This is a genomic window from Haloplanus sp. XH21, assembly GCF_023276355.1.
Taxonomy (GTDB): Archaea; Halobacteriota; Halobacteria; order Halobacteriales; family Haloferacaceae; genus Haloplanus; species Haloplanus halobius.
The window spans coordinates 2,384,410-2,399,772 of the sequence record NZ_JALLPL010000001.1; the positions used below are offsets into that span (position 1 = coordinate 2,384,410).

Here is a 15,363-nt window from a genome sequence, read left to right on the forward strand (position 1 = left end):
GCAAGTCGCCCCGGAAGTAAGTATCAGTCGATGACGAGGCTGCGTTTCTCACCCACCGCGGCGGCCTCTTCGAAGTCGCCGCCGCCCAGGAGGCCGCGCGCAGCGCGTTTGCCCCACTCCACCGCCGGCTGGGTGAACGTCTCGACGCCGGCGAGTTCGCCGTACAGCACGCACGCCGCCTCCATGCCGTAGAGGAGTTCGCCCACGCCTCGTTCGTCGACGCAGTCGATCTCGATCCGGACGTTCGGGCAGTTCGCAGCGGCGAGACTCGCCTCCGTCGCCTCGAACTCGGCGTCGATCAGGGCGCCGAGACTCCCGCCGCCCAGATACGACAGGCCCTCGAGGTCGGTCTCCGGAATCGACCGATCGGGACGCTCCCGGGGGCGGACGAGCGTCACGAGTTTGTCCCGCGGGCCGGCACGGTAGAGCTGCAACTGGGAGTGCTGGTCGGTCGCGCCGAGCGCGCGGACCGGCGTCTGGCCGATGGCGTCTTTGCCCAGACTCTCGGCCCAGAGCTGGGCGAACCACTCCGCGAACGAGTCCAGCGACTCGGCGTAGGGCATCATCGCGTTGACCCCCGCGCCCCGGCGTTCCAGCGCGTAGCAGGTGGCGCCGTAGGCGTAGGCGGGCGAGTCGAACAGCGATCCTGCGAGCCGGTCGGCCTCGTCGCGCGCGCCGGCGAGCAGCGCGTCGAGGTCGTGGCCCGCGAGCGCCGCCACGGGGAGGGCGACCGTCGAGAGCGCCGAGAATCGCCCCGGAACGCCGGCGGGAACGTCGAGGGCGGGCAGGTCGTGAGTTTCCGCGAGCGCGCGGAGGTTCCCCTCCGGGCCGGTCGTGACGATGGTGCGCTCGGTCCAGTCGACGCCGGCGTCGGCCATCGTCTCCCGGACGACGAGGAAGTTCGCAAGCGTCTCGGCGGTGGTGCCCGACCGGGAGACGACGTGGACGACCGTCTCCGAGAGCGGCAGGGAATCGAGCAGGGCGTCGACGCCCGCGGGATCGACGTTGTCGAGGACGTAGGCGTCGATGTCGCCGCCGAGGGCGTCCGTGAGCGTCGCGGCGCCGAGCGCGCTCCCGCCGATGCCGACGGTGAGGACGGCCGCGGGGTCGTCGAACCGGTCGACGGCCGCGCGGATGGCGTCGGGGTCGACGGTGTCGGGGAGGTTCAGCGCCGCGTAGCCGTGCGCGGCGTCGGCGCGGCCGCGTTCGATTCGGTCGTGGGCGTCGGCGACGCGCTCGTCGAGTCGTTCCAGTGCCGCCCGCGTCAGTCGGGGCTCGGCGTCGAGCGCGTTGCCGATGTCGACGTGCATACCCGAAGGCGCGTCGCGGGCGGTGAAACCGTTTTCCGTCCCGTCGCGCTCACACCCCGCCCCAGCGAAGATACACCATCACGACGACGATGGCGAGCTGGAAGAGCCCCTGAAGGCCGCTCAGCCGCGCGTTGCGCATGCCGATGCGGCTGATGACGTTCGAGTCAGGATTTGGAGAAGCGAGCTGGAGGTAGATGCGCACCTCGCCGGGCAACAGGACGCCGAATCCCAGCACGGAGAGCACGACGACGATCGCGAGCGCGACGAGGATGGTCGGACTCGTCATGCCGAACGCGGGGGCGGTGGTCGCGAGGTAGGCACCGCCGCCGAGGAGGGCCACGGCGAAGGCGATCCACCAGCGCGGGTCGTCGAACGCGTCGAACTGCCACCCGATACAGAGCAGCGCCGGGACCGTGGTGGCGAGCACCAGGAGCGCGATCCAGGGCTGCGCGTGGGGGAAGACGCCCATGCGCTCGGCGAGCGTGACACCGCCGCCGATGGTGACCGCAGCCAGCGACGGCATCAGGAACGCCATCTTGGGCGTGAACAGGCGGAAGACGCTGGCGCGCTCCTCGACCGACAGCCCACCGAGCACCGGCCCGAGCACGATGGCCATGAAGAGGTCGATGCCCGTCCACAACACCCCAGCCATCACGTGGACGTAGGTGTGGTGAACGACCGATGCGGCGAGCAGTGCGTACCCCAGTGCGGCGAGAGGGATCACGACCGCACCGACCGCGAACGCCGGGTTGGCCCGGCGGCCCATCCCTCGAATCGTACCGCGGATCGTCGACGACATGGTCAGTACCGATCGGGCGAAACGCAAAAACGTTGGTCCGTCACAACACGACGCCGGACCGCAGGACGGTGATGAGCACGGTCAACACGGGGACGCTCGCGAGTGTCGTGACGAAGATCGTCATGGTGAGATACTCGGAGGCCGACAGCCCCTCGCGTTCGTCGACATCGCTGTACGTGAGCGTGAGCGCGAGCGGGATGAGGGCAACGGGCGTGGCACAGAGCAGAACGAACACGCGGGCGACTTCCACGTCACCGAAGGTGCCGAGGCCGAGCGCAACGGCGACGCCGACCGCCGGCGCAACGAAGAGTTTGATGATCGACGGCCGGATCACTCGGCGAATGTTGCCGGCCTGCAACCCGTACAACTGGACGCCCACGACGACGAGCATCAGCGGGATTGCGGCGTTGCCGACGAGGCTGACGGTGGACATGAACGTGCCACCAGTCGGTGGCGCGACGCCGAGAACGCGAACGACGCCGGCCGCGGCGACGGCGTAGACGAGCGGCAGGCGGAATATCTCCTTGATGGCGTCGATACCCGCCTCGCCGCCGCCGCGGGAGGCGACGTAGACGCCGAGCGTGTACATGAGAAACGCCTGCGCAGTCATGTAGACGACGGCGGTCGTCCGGCCGACATCGCCGAAGGCGAATTCGGCGAGAGGGATGCCGTAAAAGCCCGCGTTCGGCAGCGCGCCGGCGAGGACATCCGCGCTCCGGTAGGGTTCCGGGACCCCGAGGACGCGGTCCGCGATCTCGGCAACCACCATCATCCCGACGACGAACAGACAGACGCCGGCGAGGAGTCGGACGACGGTGCTCCCACTCAGCGTCGTCGTGACGATGCTATGAAAGACGAGCGCCGGCAAGAAGAGATAGAGCGCGACGTCGTTCAGTGGGTCGACGCTGATGTCGAGCACCGATGCGAGGAGATAACCGAGGCCCATCACGGCGATGATAGGCAGGACGGCCGAGGTGAACGCGGAGACGAGGGACATATCCTCGCGTCGTCGGCCGCTGGCCTGACTGTCCGTATGGGAGCAGTATCTTCCGATACCCAAAAGGACGAAGGACAGGTTTCAAGCGCGGCCTGCGCCAACGACGCGGTATGTACGACCGACTCAAGGGGTTCCGCGATTTCTACCCCGAAGAGATGGCCGCCCGCCGGGCGGTTACCGACGTGCTAGAGGAGACGGCCCGGCAGTACGGCTTCCGCGAAATCGGCACGCCGGCGCTCGAATCCGTCGACCTCTACACGGACAAGAGCGGCGAGGAGATCGTCGAGGAACTGTACGCCTTCGAGGACAGAGGCGGCCGGCACGTCGCCATGACGCCCGAACTGACGCCGACGGTGGCGCGGATGGTCGTCGCCAAGGGCCAGGAGCTACAGAAGCCGATCAAGTGGATGTCGACCCGGCCGTTCTGGCGGTACGAACAGGTCCAGCAGGGGCGCTTTCGTGAGTTCTACCAGACGAACGTGGACATCTTCGGATCGGCCGAACCCGCGGCCGACGCCGAAATCCTGGCGTTCGCCGCGGATTCACTCACGAACCTGGGGCTGTCGGGCGAGGACTTCGAGTTTCGCGTCTCCCACCGCGACATCCTCGGCGGCCTGCTGCGCGCGTTCGACGCCGACGTGGACGTGCGCGACGCCATCCGCGCCGTCGACAAATCCGAGAAAATCGACGCGGCCGCCTACTACGACCTCCTGGCCGACGCGGGCCTCTCTTACGACCAGGCCGAGGAGTTCGACGAGTTGCTCGCAACGGACGATCTGGACGACCTGGTCGCGTTCGCCGGCACCGACGAGGTGGCCGACGCCGTCGCGAACCTGCAGGCCGTCCTCGACGCCGCCGCCGACTTCGGCGTCCGCGAGTACTGCACCGTCTCCCTGGAGACGGCGCGGGGACTCGACTACTACACTGGCACCGTCTTCGAATGTTTCGACACGCAGGGCGAGGTGTCCCGGGCCGTCTTCGGCGGCGGCCGCTACGACGACCTGATCGAGAGTTACGGCGGCCAGCCGACCCCCGCCGTCGGCGTCGCGCCCGGCCACGCCACCCTCGGTCTCTTGCTCGAACGCGCGGGGGTCTGGCCCGAGGAGGCGCTGTCGACGGATTACTACGTCCTCTCCGTGGGTGACACCCGGTCTACTGCGGCGCGGGTGGCGCGTGACCTCCGCGAGAACGGCCACGTCGTCGAGAGCGACGTCGCCGACCGGAGTTTCGGCGCGCAGATGTCCTACGCCGACGGCGTCAACGCCGAGACGGTCGTCATCGTCGGCGAACGCGACCTGGAGAACGGCGAAGTGACGATCAAGGAGATGGAAAGCGGCGACCAGACCACGGCCCCCGTCGACGAGTTCCCGGGAGACCGGGACCGGCCGACGTACGACGACTTCGCCGAGTAACCACTTCCTCGTTTCCGCGATTTTAACTGTCACACCGCCCGAGAGCCGTCGATGCGCGCCTTTCGCCTTGCGTACGACGGCCGCCCATACTCGGGGTTTCAGCGCCAACCCGACGTGCCGACCGTCGAGGACGCGCTGTTCGACGCGCTCCGCGAGTTGGATGTCGAGAGCCCGCCGCCCGGCTACGCCGCCGCCGGACGCACCGACGCGGGCGTCTCCGCCCTCGCACAGACCGTCGCCTTCGAGGCGCCGGACTGGCTCACGCCCGCCGCGCTGAACGGGACGCTCCCCGGGACGGTCCGGGCCTGGGCCAGCGCCGACGTGGCGGCCGACTTCCACGCCACCCACGACGCGACCCGGCGGACCTACCGCTATCACCTCTATGCGCCCAACATCGACGACGAGCGCGCTCGCGCGGCGCTCGACCGACTCGCTGGTGAACACGACTTCCACAACCTGACGACCGACGACACGGGGACGGTCCGCCGCCTCGACACCGACTGCCACCGCGACGGCGACTTCCTCGTGGTGACGATCAGCGCGGGCGGGTTCGCCCGGCACATGGTCCGGCGCATCGTCGCGCTGGTCCGGGCGGTCGGAGCCGGCGAGAGCGGCGCCGATCGGATCGGGCGCGTCCTCGGACCCGATCCGCTCGACGGCGCGGCGGGCGTGGCAACCGCGTCGGCGACGCCTCTCCTTCTCGCAGACGTGACGTATCCGGAGGTCGACTTCGCCCGCAACCCCGACGCCGCGGCGAGCGCGCGGGCCGTCTTCGCCGAGCGGCGCGTCGACGCCCGGGTGGCCGCACGCGTCACCAGCGACCTAACCGACGGCGTGCAGGAACGCTAATCGCGGGGTACTTCCCGGGCGCCGGTGTAACGAGCGGTATGGCCGAACGTACTGCCGTGGTGCTCGCCGGGGGCCGGTCGACGCGGTTCGGCGACGAGGACAAGGCGGTCGCCGACCTCGCCGGTACGCCGATGATTCGCCGAGTGGTCGATCGGATCGCACCGGCCGTCGACGGCGTGGTGATCAACTGTCGCCCCGCCCAGCGCGCCGCGATCACCGACGCGCTCGACGGCGTGTCGCTCCCCGTCGCGTTCGCCGAAGACGACTACCCCGACGAGGGGCCGATGGCCGGCATGGCGACGGGACTCCGCGCCGTCGAGACCGAGTACGCCTTCGTCGTCGCCTGCGACATGCCCTTCGTCGACAGCGACTTCGTGGACTACCTGTTCGAGCGCGCGGCGGGGCACGACGCCGCCGTCCCGCGCCCGGACCAGTGGTTCGAGACCACCCACGCCGTCTACCGGGCGGCCGCGATGGCCGACGCCTGCGAGGCGGCGCTGGAGGCGGGCAAGGAGCGCATCGTCGCGCCGCTCTTCGACCTGGATTTCGTCGTCGTCGACGCCGAGGAAGTGCGCGAACACGGCCACCCGCGCACGTTCGAGAACTGCAACACGCGCCAGGACTTCGAGGACGCCGCCCGCCGACTCGACGGCTAAACCACGTCGACGAGTTCGGGGCCGGCCATCCGAGCGAGCACCACCCGCGGCACGTCGGCGCGGTCGTGAACGGCGGCGGCGATGTCCCGTCCCGTCGCCGCCAGGCCGTCGTCGTCGACCATGTTCACCAGCGGGACGACCGTCGCCGTCGGCGGGACGCGCTTGCGCCCGCCCAGCCGACTCGCGAGGACGGCAGCCACGTCGTCGGCGCCGATGGGGTCGCCGATGTCGAGTCCCGTGAGTTCGGCGACGCGTTCGGGCCGGTGGACGTGGTCGTCCGCGAGCGGGTTGCCGACGACCTTCGCGCTCGCGATGGGGATGACGGTGTCGGCCGTCGCCGGCACCTGCGGTTCGCGTTCGTTCGGCGCCTTCAGCAGCCGCGTGCGGGCCCCGTCGGCTTTCACCAGCACCGTTCCGACGCCGGGCGTCGCGCGGATGGCCGTGACCGTCTCCCGGTCGTAGCCGAGATAGCGGTCGTCGCGCTCGCGTTCGGGGACGAGGCCGAGCGGCCACGACGATCCCGACGCCGACCGGATGGCGCCCACCGGGTCGCGGGTCACGGCCACGTTCGCGACCTGGTCGTCGAAGATAGGGATGCGAACCGTCGCCGTCACGACGGCGCGGTCGAGTCGGTTGGCGAGCGCGTACAGCGTCGTCTTCTTGCCGCCGGCGCCGACGACACAGACCATCTCCCTGTCGGCGGACAGCGCTTCGATGAGGTTCATGCGCCGGCTTCGGCGTCCACTCACTTCGGCGTATCGACGCCGAACGGCGCCGGCCGGTCGACGCCACGGACGACCGACTGGTCGTGTGCCGGGAAAATCGACTCGACGCTGGCGCCGTCGCGGTCGTCGTCGGCGAGGAGCGCCCGGAGTTCGGCCTCGTAGTCGGCGCGCGGGACCGCCTCGCTCGGGCCGGTCTCGACATCGAGGTGGATGTCCGCGAGGCGGTCCACGGCCCGCCGGCCGAATCCGGCGAGCGGGGCGAGGTAGTCGACGCCGCGGCGGTCCTCGAGGCTCTGGGCGTCCGCCCGCGAGACCGTCGGCACGCGGTCGTCACGGCGGGTGCCGTCGGCGACAGCCGCTACGTCGAGGTCGGCGACGCGTTCGAGGGCGTGGTCGTGGACGGTCTGGATGCCGTTGCGCGGGTAGCCGTCCACAATCATGCGGTCGACGGCCTCGGCGGCGACGGACGGGTCGAGATCCAGCGTCCGAAAAGGCAGTCCGAGGCGGTCGGCCCCGCGGCGGGCGTGTCGCCAGTCGTCGGTCACGCCGAACGTGCCGGTGACGAGGGTCACGTCGTAAAACCGGTCGAGACAGAGGGCTGCGAGCGTCGAATCCTTCCCGCCGCTGTAGAGGAGGGCGGCGTCCATCTACCGTCGCTGGATGTCGAAGCTCTTGTCGGGGGTGAGTTCCTTCAGCAGTTTGCGCATCTGTTCCTCGTCGATGCGGTCCTGGATGCGGCCGCTCTGGGCGAGCGCGAGGATCTGTTGTTCGACCTTGTCGGCCACGTCGGGTTTCGACATCTGGACCGCGTTGAGACGCTGGCGCGCGCCGTCCGTGAGATGCTGTTTCAGGAGCGCTTCCTTCTGGGCCTCGGCCTGCTGGTGGGCGGCCTGCTGGGATTCGTCGCTTTGGCCGCCAGCACCGCCGTCCTGGGCCTGCTCTCGCAGCTCTTCCATCTTCTGTTGTCGAAGCTCTTCGATTCGTTCGTCGTCAGGGCTTCCGCTCATGCGTGTAATTTAGCGGTGAAACGGTGAAAACGATTTCGGAGGGTTATACTGTCGGCTGTAACTGTTCCGAGATATTCGCATCTTGGATGGGGAATCTCGTGATCAACTTATAGCCGACAGTATTAGGCGTACTTCTCGAGTTCCGGCCGATCGAGTTCGTCGAGGACATCCGCGGCGACCTCGTCGAGGAGACTGCGACCCTCGGGAGTGGCGACGCGACCCTCGCCCTGGGCGACCGAGATCAGATCCTCGTCTTCGAGCTGCTGGAGGATCGTTCGGATGATGTTCTTGCTGCCGGGTTCGGCGTGCGAGGGCGCGACGCGATAGCGCGTCGAGCCCTGTTTGCTGTCGCCGTACGCCGTCGAGAGGCGGTCGACACCCACGGGGCCGTCGACGGCGACTTTCCGGAGCAGGCTCGCCGCGCGAACCGCCCAGAAGTCCTCCTGCTGGGGCGGGAGTTCCTTGCTCGAACTGGTCTTGGTGTAGTTCGCCCAGTCGGGCTCCTCGATGCGATCGTCGAGCCGGTCGGCGAGCGCGTCGATGAGCGCGTCGGCCGGCACGTCGTAGAGGGTTACCATTGGCTCACGGTTCCCGCGGACGGCGTTTAAACCCATCGTATTGGGTTCGGCCGGGACCGACTACGCGCCCCGAGCGCGGACGCTGACGACGCCGGTGACGAGGCCGCCGAGAATGGTCGGCGTCCAGTACACCATGCCCCGGAAGACGACGACGGCGGCGATGGCGATGGACTCGGAGACGCCGGGTAGCGGGGCCGCGACGAGCAGGACGACGAGGACGCTCTCGATGCCGCCGGCGCCGCCGGGAAGCGGCGTCACGCCCGCGATGGCGCCGATGGGGACGACGAAGAGGGCGACCGACAGCGGAATCGGCGTTCCGATGGCCCGAAAGGCGAGCCAGAGACCGAGCATCTGGAAGAACCAGCCGGCGGCGGAGAGTGCGAGCGCGAGCGCGAGGCCGCGGGGGTTGGTCGCCACCCGCTCGATGGCGCGAAAGAAGCCGTTGATGCGGCGTTCGATCCCGCCGACGGTGGGCACGGGGATGCGAGGCAGGTGCGTCGCCAGCCGGCGGATTACCGGCGTCACGACGCCCACGAGTCGGGCTTCGAGGCGATACCGATGGGTCCAGCCGAGATAGACGATGGTGGGGACGCCGATGGCCAGGACGGCCACCGCGACGAGCGCGAGTTCGAGTCGGCGGCTCGTCCCGAGCGTGGCCTCGGTGACGAAGTAGCCGACGCCGACGAGCGCGATGGTGATCGACGGGACGAAGTTGAGCGTGTCGACGCTGGCGATGGCGGCGAGTCCGCGCTCGTATTCGGTGTCGGTCACGCGGGAGATGAGCAGGGCCGTGATCGGCTCACCGCCCGCCTGACCGAACGGCGTGACGTTGTTCGAAAACATCGCCGCGGTGAAGATGAAAAACGCCTCCGAGACCGACAGCGAGACGCCGAGGACGCCGAGGACGATCCGGAGCGCGAACCCCCACGCCGCCAGCCAGCCGAGCGTGGCGAGAAAGACGAGCGTGACGAGGCGGAGGTCGGCAGTGACGAGATGCGTGATGAGCTCGTCGACGCCGGCGACCGAAAACAGGATCGCGAACACGACGGCCGCGCCGGCGAACCCGAGGATCGTCGCACGCAGGCGTCCGCGGACCATAGTCCGGCGGTGGGGGAGCCGACGCATTAACCCACCGATCGGCACCGTTTTTCCTCGTCGCGGTGAACGCCGAGCATGGACGAACGGCGCGCGCTCGATCTGCTCGCCGACCGGGTCGGTGGCGCGGGCGACGATGCGGCGGTTATCGACGGACTGGTAGTGACGACCGACATGCTCCACGAGCGGACGGATTTCCCGTCCGGGACGACGCGGTACACCGCGGGGTGGCGAACGATCGGTGCGTCGCTGTCCGACGTGGCGGCGATGGGGGCCACGGCCACGGCCGCGGTCGCCGCCTACGGCGCGCCGACGTTCGATCCTGACGAGGTTCGGGCGTTCGTCGACGGCGCGAGCGACGTCTGCGAGCGGGTCGACGCTCGATACGTGGGCGGAGATCTCGACAGCCACGACGAGTTCACCGTCGCCGGCAGCGTCGTGGGTGCGGTCGACGAGCCGGTGTATCGGTCCGGCGCGTCGCCCGGCGAGGCGGTCTGCGTGACCGGCACGCTCGGCCGGAGCGGCGCCGCGATCCAGGAGTTCGAGCGCGGGAACGCCGAGCGCGGTAACGACCTCTTCCGGTTCGTGCCCCGTGTGGCGGCGGGGCAGGAACTCCGCGGCGTCGCGACGGCCATGATGGACTCCTCGGACGGCCTCGCCCGCTCGCTCCACCAGCTCGCCGCGGCGAGCGACTGCGGATTCGAGGTCGCGTGGGACCGGCTCCCGGTCGACCCGAGCGTCGACGCCGTGGCGAGCGATCGCGACGAGCGGCGTGAGCTGGCGGCCTTCTTCGGCGAGGACTTCGAACTCGTGTTCACGGTGCCGGAGGCGGCGCTGGCCGAGAAACGCGAGGCGGTCTCGGTCCCGATCACCCGCATCGGCACGGTGACGGACGCGGGCGTCGTCGCCGACGGCGATCCGCTACCGGACCGCGGCTACACCCACTAGCCGAGCAGCTGGATCGGCACCAGCAGGAAACAGAGCGCGCCGAGGCCGAACGTGACGAGGCCAAGCGCCTGTCGTTTCCAGCCCAGCGGCGACTCGTCGACGGGAGTCGCGGGACCCTTGTACGCGATGAACGTGGCGAACACGCCCCAGAAGGCCCAGAGGCCGACGGATTCGTTGAACCCGAGGTTCCGCACGTAGTGGAGATACCCCGCGAGGCCGAAGAGCGCGAGCGGCACCAGCGACGCCAGCGTCTCCTGCCGGTGGCCGAGCATCGCGCGAACCATGTGCCCGCCGTCGAGTTGGCCGACGGGGAGCAGGTTAAGCACGGTGAAGAACATCCCGACCCAGCCACCGATGATGACGGGGTGGACGGTCTTCGTCGGGTCGGCGTAGCTCGTGGGCTGCCCGAGCGCCGTCGCGACGAGATCGAGTAGCGGCGGGTTGTTGAAGACGATGACCTGCCCCGACGACTCGACGACGCGGGCGGGCAGCGTCATCGGATCGAGCGAGAGGCCGATGGCCGTCACGACGACGGTGGCGACGAGCCCGCTCAGCGGGCCGGCGACGCCGATGTCGAACAGCGTCTTGCGGTCGGGCATCCGACCGCGCATGCGGATGATCGCCCCGAGCGTGCCGAAGGGGACGATAAACGGGATGAGATAGGGCAGGGAGACGTCGACGCCGTGGTATCGGCCGGCGACGTAGTGGCCGAGCTCGTGGGTCGTCAGCACGCCGAGGATGGCCGCGGTGAAGGGCCACGCCCGGAGCGCGAGCAGCGGGGTCTGCGCGAGTTCCGACGGCGGGGTGTAATACCACGCGACGGAGCCAACTAGCAGCGTCGAGACGACCGTCGCCACGAACAGGGCGATGTTCGTCCACGGGATGCCGTCGATGCGGCCGTCGGCCGGCGTCGCGACGACGACCGTTTCGTACGGCTCGCGGCCCTGTTCCAGGTCGAGACGGTAGCCCGCACGGTGGAACGGCTCCCGGAGTTCGTCGAGCAACGAGCTCCGGGGAACCAGTGGCTCGCCGTAGTACCGCAGCCGGTCCCCGTCACGGACCGTATCGCGGACGTAAAACACCGCTTCGAGGGCGTCAGACGGCGGACCGTCGACTCCGTCCATTAGCAGTACGTACGCCGCTCGGCGGTTATAAACTCCGTGACAGCGAACCGGGGGAACGTGAGGAAGCCGGTCTACGTAGCGCGCGGGGACCAGTAGTCGACCGGGGTTACGCGGGTTCGATCCGCCACGTGGTCGCGCTCGTGTACGACCATTTCTCGATGGTGAGGTCGGAAGCCGAATCGCGGAGCTTGACCATCAGGGCGCCGATCTCCTTGGGGGAGAGACCGACTTCGTCCGCGATGAACTTGCTTTTGAAGTAGAGTTCGCCGTCCTGCGCCTTCGAGAGCAGGTACTGCTTGAGCTGCTCCTCTTTCGACGAACTGTCGTCCGCATCAGTGGAGGGGTCAGCGGTTGCGCTCATTTGAGTTCTCCTCACCCAACCGTATGCCCCGGACGATGTTATAAAGGGGGGAACGTTCGGAGCAGTTCGGGCAGTTTTACCGATTCGCTTCGTTTTGGTAGTCCTTCAGAACAGTTCACGAATCCTTTAGACATTTTATAGGGCACTATTAGATATTTATTCAGGATAGAAATTGGAGATGAAAATAGAGGCTATTGACTCGGTTTTATCCGCCGAACCCGGTTCAGGACTGTTCGTGAATCCAGAACTCCTCGTCGCTCGTCGACTCCTTTTTGAATATCGGCACCTCGTCTTTGAGGCGGTTGATGCCGTCCTCGACGGTGCGGAAGGCCTCCTCGCGGTGACCGGCGAGGACGACGACGAACACGATGTCCTCGCCGCTGGTGATGACGCCGGTGCGGTGGTGCATGAGCACCTCGAAGACGCCGTCGCGGTCCTCGAGTTCGGAGCGGATCGCTCGCATGCGGTCAGCGGCGACGTCCTCGTACTTCTCGAACTCCAAGTGGGTCGTCGGCTCGTCGTTGGGGGATTCCTTCTCCCTGACGCGCCCGGTGAAGGTGGCGATGGCGCCGGAGCGTTCCGCCAGCGATGACGCCTTCGCCCGTTGGACGAGCGATTCGAGCGTGACCAGCGGCTCGACATCGGCGAAGGCATCGAGGATGGCGTCGGTGTCGGCGGTCTCCGCGTCGTCGGCAGCGTAGACGACCGTCCCGACGGGGTCGACACCGCCGAGTGTGACCGTCGGGAGGCGAGCGTCGTCGAAGCCGATGGTGAGGGCGTAGTCGTACGAGGGAGCCAGGGAGTCAAGCAGGTCGTCGAGCGACTGGCCGTCGCCGGCGCCGATCCAGGAGCCATCCGTCGAGAGACCGTAGGCCGCGCCCGCATCGGTGTCGCGGGTGGCGGTCTCCGGGAGGGACTCGACAGTGGCGACCCGGCCGTCGAGCGCGGGCACGAGTCGGTCGGCGAGGTCGACGGCGCCGGGACCGGCGAGATTGAGCGTCTTCATACACCGAGAACGCGGGCGCGGACCCTTAACTGTGACTCGATGGGGCGAATGGGAGCGAGAGCCACGCGGGCGAGTCACGCACGGTCGCCCGCTTGACAACCCTTAAGCCGGCATCGCGGCTATCCGACGCCAATGCGAGTTGTTATCTCTATCGGCGGGAGCGTCCTCGCGCCGGACCTCGACGCTGGCCGCGTCGATGGCCACGCCGCGGCGGTCGAACGCATCGTCGGCGAGGGGTGTGAGGTTGGCGCGGTGGTCGGCGGGGGCGGCGTCGCCCGCGACTACATCGGGATCGCGCGGGACCTCGGCGCCAACGAAGTCCAGTTGGACCACATCGGAATCGACGTGACGCGCATCAACGCGCGTCTGCTCATCGCGGCCCTGGACGGCCTGGCCGCACCGTCGCCACCCCACGACTACGAGGGTGCAGGCGAGGCGTTGCGCCGCGGCGACGTGCCCGTGATGGGCGGGGCGATGCCCGGCCAGACGACCGACGCCGTCGCCGCTGCGCTCGCCGAATACGTCGACGCGGACCTCCTCGTCTACGCCACGAGCGTCGACGGCGTGTTCAGCGCCGACCCCGACGGGGACCCCACCGCCGAGCAGTACGATCGGCTCACGGGCACGGAACTGGTGGATCTCGTCGCACCCATGAGCCGCGGCGCCGGCGCCTCTGCCCCCGTCGACCTGCTGGCGGCGAAACTCATCGAGCGATCGGGGATGCGGACGATCGTCCTCGACGGGACCGACCCCGACCGGATCGCGGAGGCCGTCCTGCACGGCGATCACACCGGCACCGACATCGTTCCCCTCGGTGCGGACGGCGACCCCGAGCGCTGGGACCGATGAGCGACGACACGCACAACGCCTTCTGGGCGGACGACATCGCGGACGAGATCGAGGCGCGCGACCCCGACGACCCGATCGTCATCAAGGGTGGAGTCTCGCCCTCCGGCGTCCCGCATCTCGGCCACTTCAACGAGATCATGCGTGGCTACTTCGTCGCCGCCGTCCTGCGTGACCGCGGCCACGAGGTTCGCCAGGTGTTCACGAGCGACGACCGGGACGCCCTGCGGGGCGTGCCACAGACGCTCGCCGACGACGACTGGAACCTCGTCGGCCTGGGCGAGGTGGACGCCGGTGCGCTGGGACGCAACCTCGGGACGCCCTACACGGATATCCCGGACCCCTTCGGCGAGGCCGACTCCTACGGCGCTCACTTCACGAATCTGCTCGAGCGAAGCGCCGAGGCCGTCGGCGTCCCCATCGAACTGGTGTCGAACACCGACCTCTACGAATCGGGCGAGTTCGAGGCCGTGACGCGCGAGGTGCTGGCGAAGACGACGCTCGCACGCAACGTACTATCCGACTACCAGGACGGCGTCGGCGACGACTACGTCCCCTTCATGCCCCAGTGTTCGGCGTGTGGCCGTCTCACGCAGGACGTGCGTGATATCGACCTCGACGCCGGCACCGTCGACTACCGGTGTTCCGGCCTCGACGCCGGCGGCGAGCATATCGAAGGCTGCGGACACGAGGGGACGGCGACGCTCCGCGAGGGCAAACTCCCCTGGCGGTTCGAATGGCCGGCCCAGTGGAAAGTGCTCGGCGTCGACTTCGAACCGTTCGGCAAGGACCACGCCGAGGGGTCGTGGCCGAGCGGGAAGGAAATCGCCGAGCGGGTGCTCGACATCCAGCCCCCGGTGCCGATGGTGTACGAGTGGTTCACCCTCGACGGCGAACCCCTCTCCTCGTCGGCCGGCAACGTCATCACCGTCGACGAGGTGCTCGACCTGCTCGAACCCGAGGTGTTGCGCTACTTCTTCGTGCGCAACCCCAAGCGCGCGAAGGACTTCGACACGGAGCGCATCGACCTCCTGGTCGACGAGTTCGACCGCTTCGAGCGGGTGTATTTTGGCGAGGAGTCCGACCCCGACCTGAAGCCCCTCGCCGACCGCGCGTACCCGTTCGTCGTCGACGAGGTGCGCGCGGAGCGCGTCCGCCTGCCCTACACCTTCGCCGCAGTGCTGGGGATGACGGACGACCGCGACCTCCGGATCCGGATGGCGCGCAACCAGGGCTTTTTCGACGACGACACGCCCGAATGGGCGGTCGAAGAGGCGCTGAAACGCGTCGAACGCGCGCGAACGTGGGCCGAGCGCATGGACAACGCCTACAACTACCGCCTGCAGGCCGACCTCCCAGATGTCGACTTCGACGACGACGTCGCCGCGGCGCTCGACGACCTCGCGGCGTTCGTCGCCGAGGGTCACGGCGGCGAGGAGATTCAGGGACAGATCTACGAGACCGCTCGCGAGCACGACATCGACATCGGCGACTTCTTCGCCGCGGGCTACCGGCTCTTTTTCGACGACACCGAAGGCCCGCGGCTCGGGGAGTTCCTCGGCGAACTCGACGAGGCGTTCGTCGTGACGCGACTCCGGCGCGAGGGATAGGCGCCGCTCATACGGAGTATTGTACTGTGTTCCAGTGGGT

The 15,363-nt window shown here is 68.6% G+C and carries 17 protein-coding genes; 6 read left to right on the forward strand and 11 right to left on the reverse strand.

Translation table 11 applies throughout. The annotated features are described in order from the left end of the window. Window positions 1-23: 23 nt before the first annotated feature. From MXB53_RS12510 to MXB53_RS12520, 3 genes are all read right to left on the reverse strand, one after another. Window positions 24-1,310, reverse strand: coding sequence for a glucose-6-phosphate isomerase (locus MXB53_RS12510; protein WP_248897874.1), 1,287 nt, complete (start codon window positions 1,308-1,310; stop codon window positions 24-26). Window positions 1,311-1,359: 49 nt separating this feature from the next. After that, complete coding sequence (locus tag MXB53_RS12515) at window positions 1,360-2,076, reverse strand: hypothetical protein (RefSeq protein ID WP_345779728.1); 717 nt, start codon at window positions 2,074-2,076, stop codon at window positions 1,360-1,362. Window positions 2,077-2,149: 73 nt separating this feature from the next. Continuing rightward, a complete protein-coding gene (locus tag MXB53_RS12520) occupies window positions 2,150-3,106 on the reverse strand; it encodes an AEC family transporter (protein WP_248897876.1) in 957 nt (318 codons plus the stop codon). A gap of 110 nt (window positions 3,107-3,216) precedes the next feature. Between MXB53_RS12520 and hisS the strand changes: the two genes are divergently transcribed. The 3 genes from hisS to mobA are packed head-to-tail and all read left to right on the forward strand — an operon-like array spanning window position 3,217 to window position 6,023. Beyond that, a complete protein-coding gene (gene hisS, locus MXB53_RS12525; RefSeq protein WP_248897877.1) occupies window positions 3,217-4,518 on the forward strand; it encodes a histidine--tRNA ligase in 1,302 nt (433 codons plus the stop codon). A 51-nt stretch (window positions 4,519-4,569) separates the two neighbouring features. Continuing rightward, on the forward strand, window positions 4,570-5,367 hold the full coding sequence (gene truA / locus MXB53_RS12530; protein ID WP_248897878.1) for a tRNA pseudouridine(38-40) synthase TruA: 798 nt from the start codon (window positions 4,570-4,572) through the stop codon (window positions 5,365-5,367). A 38-nt stretch (window positions 5,368-5,405) separates the two neighbouring features. After that, window positions 5,406-6,023: a molybdenum cofactor guanylyltransferase gene (mobA, locus tag MXB53_RS12535; RefSeq protein ID WP_248897879.1), complete on the forward strand. Its 618-nt coding sequence runs from the start codon at window positions 5,406-5,408 to the stop codon at window positions 6,021-6,023. On the opposite strand, the gene yqeC is transcribed toward mobA, so the two are convergent. The 5 genes from yqeC to MXB53_RS12560 form a co-directional block, all read right to left on the reverse strand. Next, window positions 6,020-6,748 carry a selenium cofactor biosynthesis protein YqeC gene (gene yqeC / locus MXB53_RS12540; protein ID WP_248897880.1) on the reverse strand — a complete coding sequence of 243 codons (729 nt, stop codon included), beginning with the start codon at window positions 6,746-6,748 and terminating at the stop codon, window positions 6,020-6,022. The genes mobA and yqeC overlap by 4 nt on opposite strands. 20 nt (window positions 6,749-6,768) lie before the next feature. After that, on the reverse strand, window positions 6,769-7,395 hold the full coding sequence (locus tag MXB53_RS12545) for a DUF7411 family protein (protein ID WP_248897881.1): 627 nt from the start codon (window positions 7,393-7,395) through the stop codon (window positions 6,769-6,771). Next, on the reverse strand, window positions 7,396-7,755 hold the full coding sequence (locus tag MXB53_RS12550; RefSeq protein ID WP_248897882.1) for a DNA-binding protein: 360 nt from the start codon (window positions 7,753-7,755) through the stop codon (window positions 7,396-7,398). Window positions 7,756-7,877: 122 nt separating this feature from the next. Further along, complete coding sequence (locus MXB53_RS12555; protein ID WP_248897883.1) at window positions 7,878-8,333, reverse strand: 30S ribosomal protein S19e; 456 nt, start codon at window positions 8,331-8,333, stop codon at window positions 7,878-7,880. Window positions 8,334-8,393: 60 nt separating this feature from the next. Then, window positions 8,394-9,431 carry a lysylphosphatidylglycerol synthase transmembrane domain-containing protein gene (locus MXB53_RS12560; protein WP_248897884.1) on the reverse strand — a complete coding sequence of 346 codons (1,038 nt, stop codon included), beginning with the start codon at window positions 9,429-9,431 and terminating at the stop codon, window positions 8,394-8,396. Window positions 9,432-9,506: 75 nt separating this feature from the next. Between MXB53_RS12560 and thiL the strand changes: the two genes are divergently transcribed. Next, complete coding sequence (gene thiL / locus MXB53_RS12565) at window positions 9,507-10,376, forward strand: thiamine-phosphate kinase (protein WP_248897885.1); 870 nt, start codon at window positions 9,507-9,509, stop codon at window positions 10,374-10,376. Here thiL and MXB53_RS12570 read toward each other — a convergent pair. From MXB53_RS12570 to MXB53_RS12580, 3 genes are all read right to left on the reverse strand, one after another. Beyond that, window positions 10,373-11,500, reverse strand: a complete 1,128-nt coding sequence (locus tag MXB53_RS12570; RefSeq protein ID WP_248897886.1) for a site-2 protease family protein — start codon at window positions 11,498-11,500, stop codon at window positions 10,373-10,375. The genes thiL and MXB53_RS12570 overlap by 4 nt on opposite strands. A 106-nt stretch (window positions 11,501-11,606) precedes the next feature. After that, window positions 11,607-11,861, reverse strand: coding sequence for a DUF7123 family protein (locus MXB53_RS12575; RefSeq protein WP_248897887.1), 255 nt, complete (start codon window positions 11,859-11,861; stop codon window positions 11,607-11,609). A gap of 223 nt (window positions 11,862-12,084) precedes the next feature. Beyond that, on the reverse strand, window positions 12,085-12,867 hold the full coding sequence (locus MXB53_RS12580; protein WP_248897888.1) for a molybdopterin synthase: 783 nt from the start codon (window positions 12,865-12,867) through the stop codon (window positions 12,085-12,087). A 132-nt stretch (window positions 12,868-12,999) separates the two neighbouring features. Between MXB53_RS12580 and pyrH the strand changes: the two genes are divergently transcribed. After that, the gene (pyrH, locus tag MXB53_RS12585) at window positions 13,000-13,716 is read left to right on the forward strand and encodes a UMP kinase (RefSeq protein WP_248897889.1); all 717 of its coding nucleotides are present in this window, start codon (window positions 13,000-13,002) and stop codon (window positions 13,714-13,716) included. Then, window positions 13,713-15,323, forward strand: a complete 1,611-nt coding sequence (gene lysS / locus MXB53_RS12590; RefSeq protein ID WP_248897890.1) for a lysine--tRNA ligase — start codon at window positions 13,713-13,715, stop codon at window positions 15,321-15,323. Before pyrH ends, lysS begins: the two co-directional genes overlap by 4 nt. Window positions 15,324-15,363 lie beyond the last annotated feature (40 nt).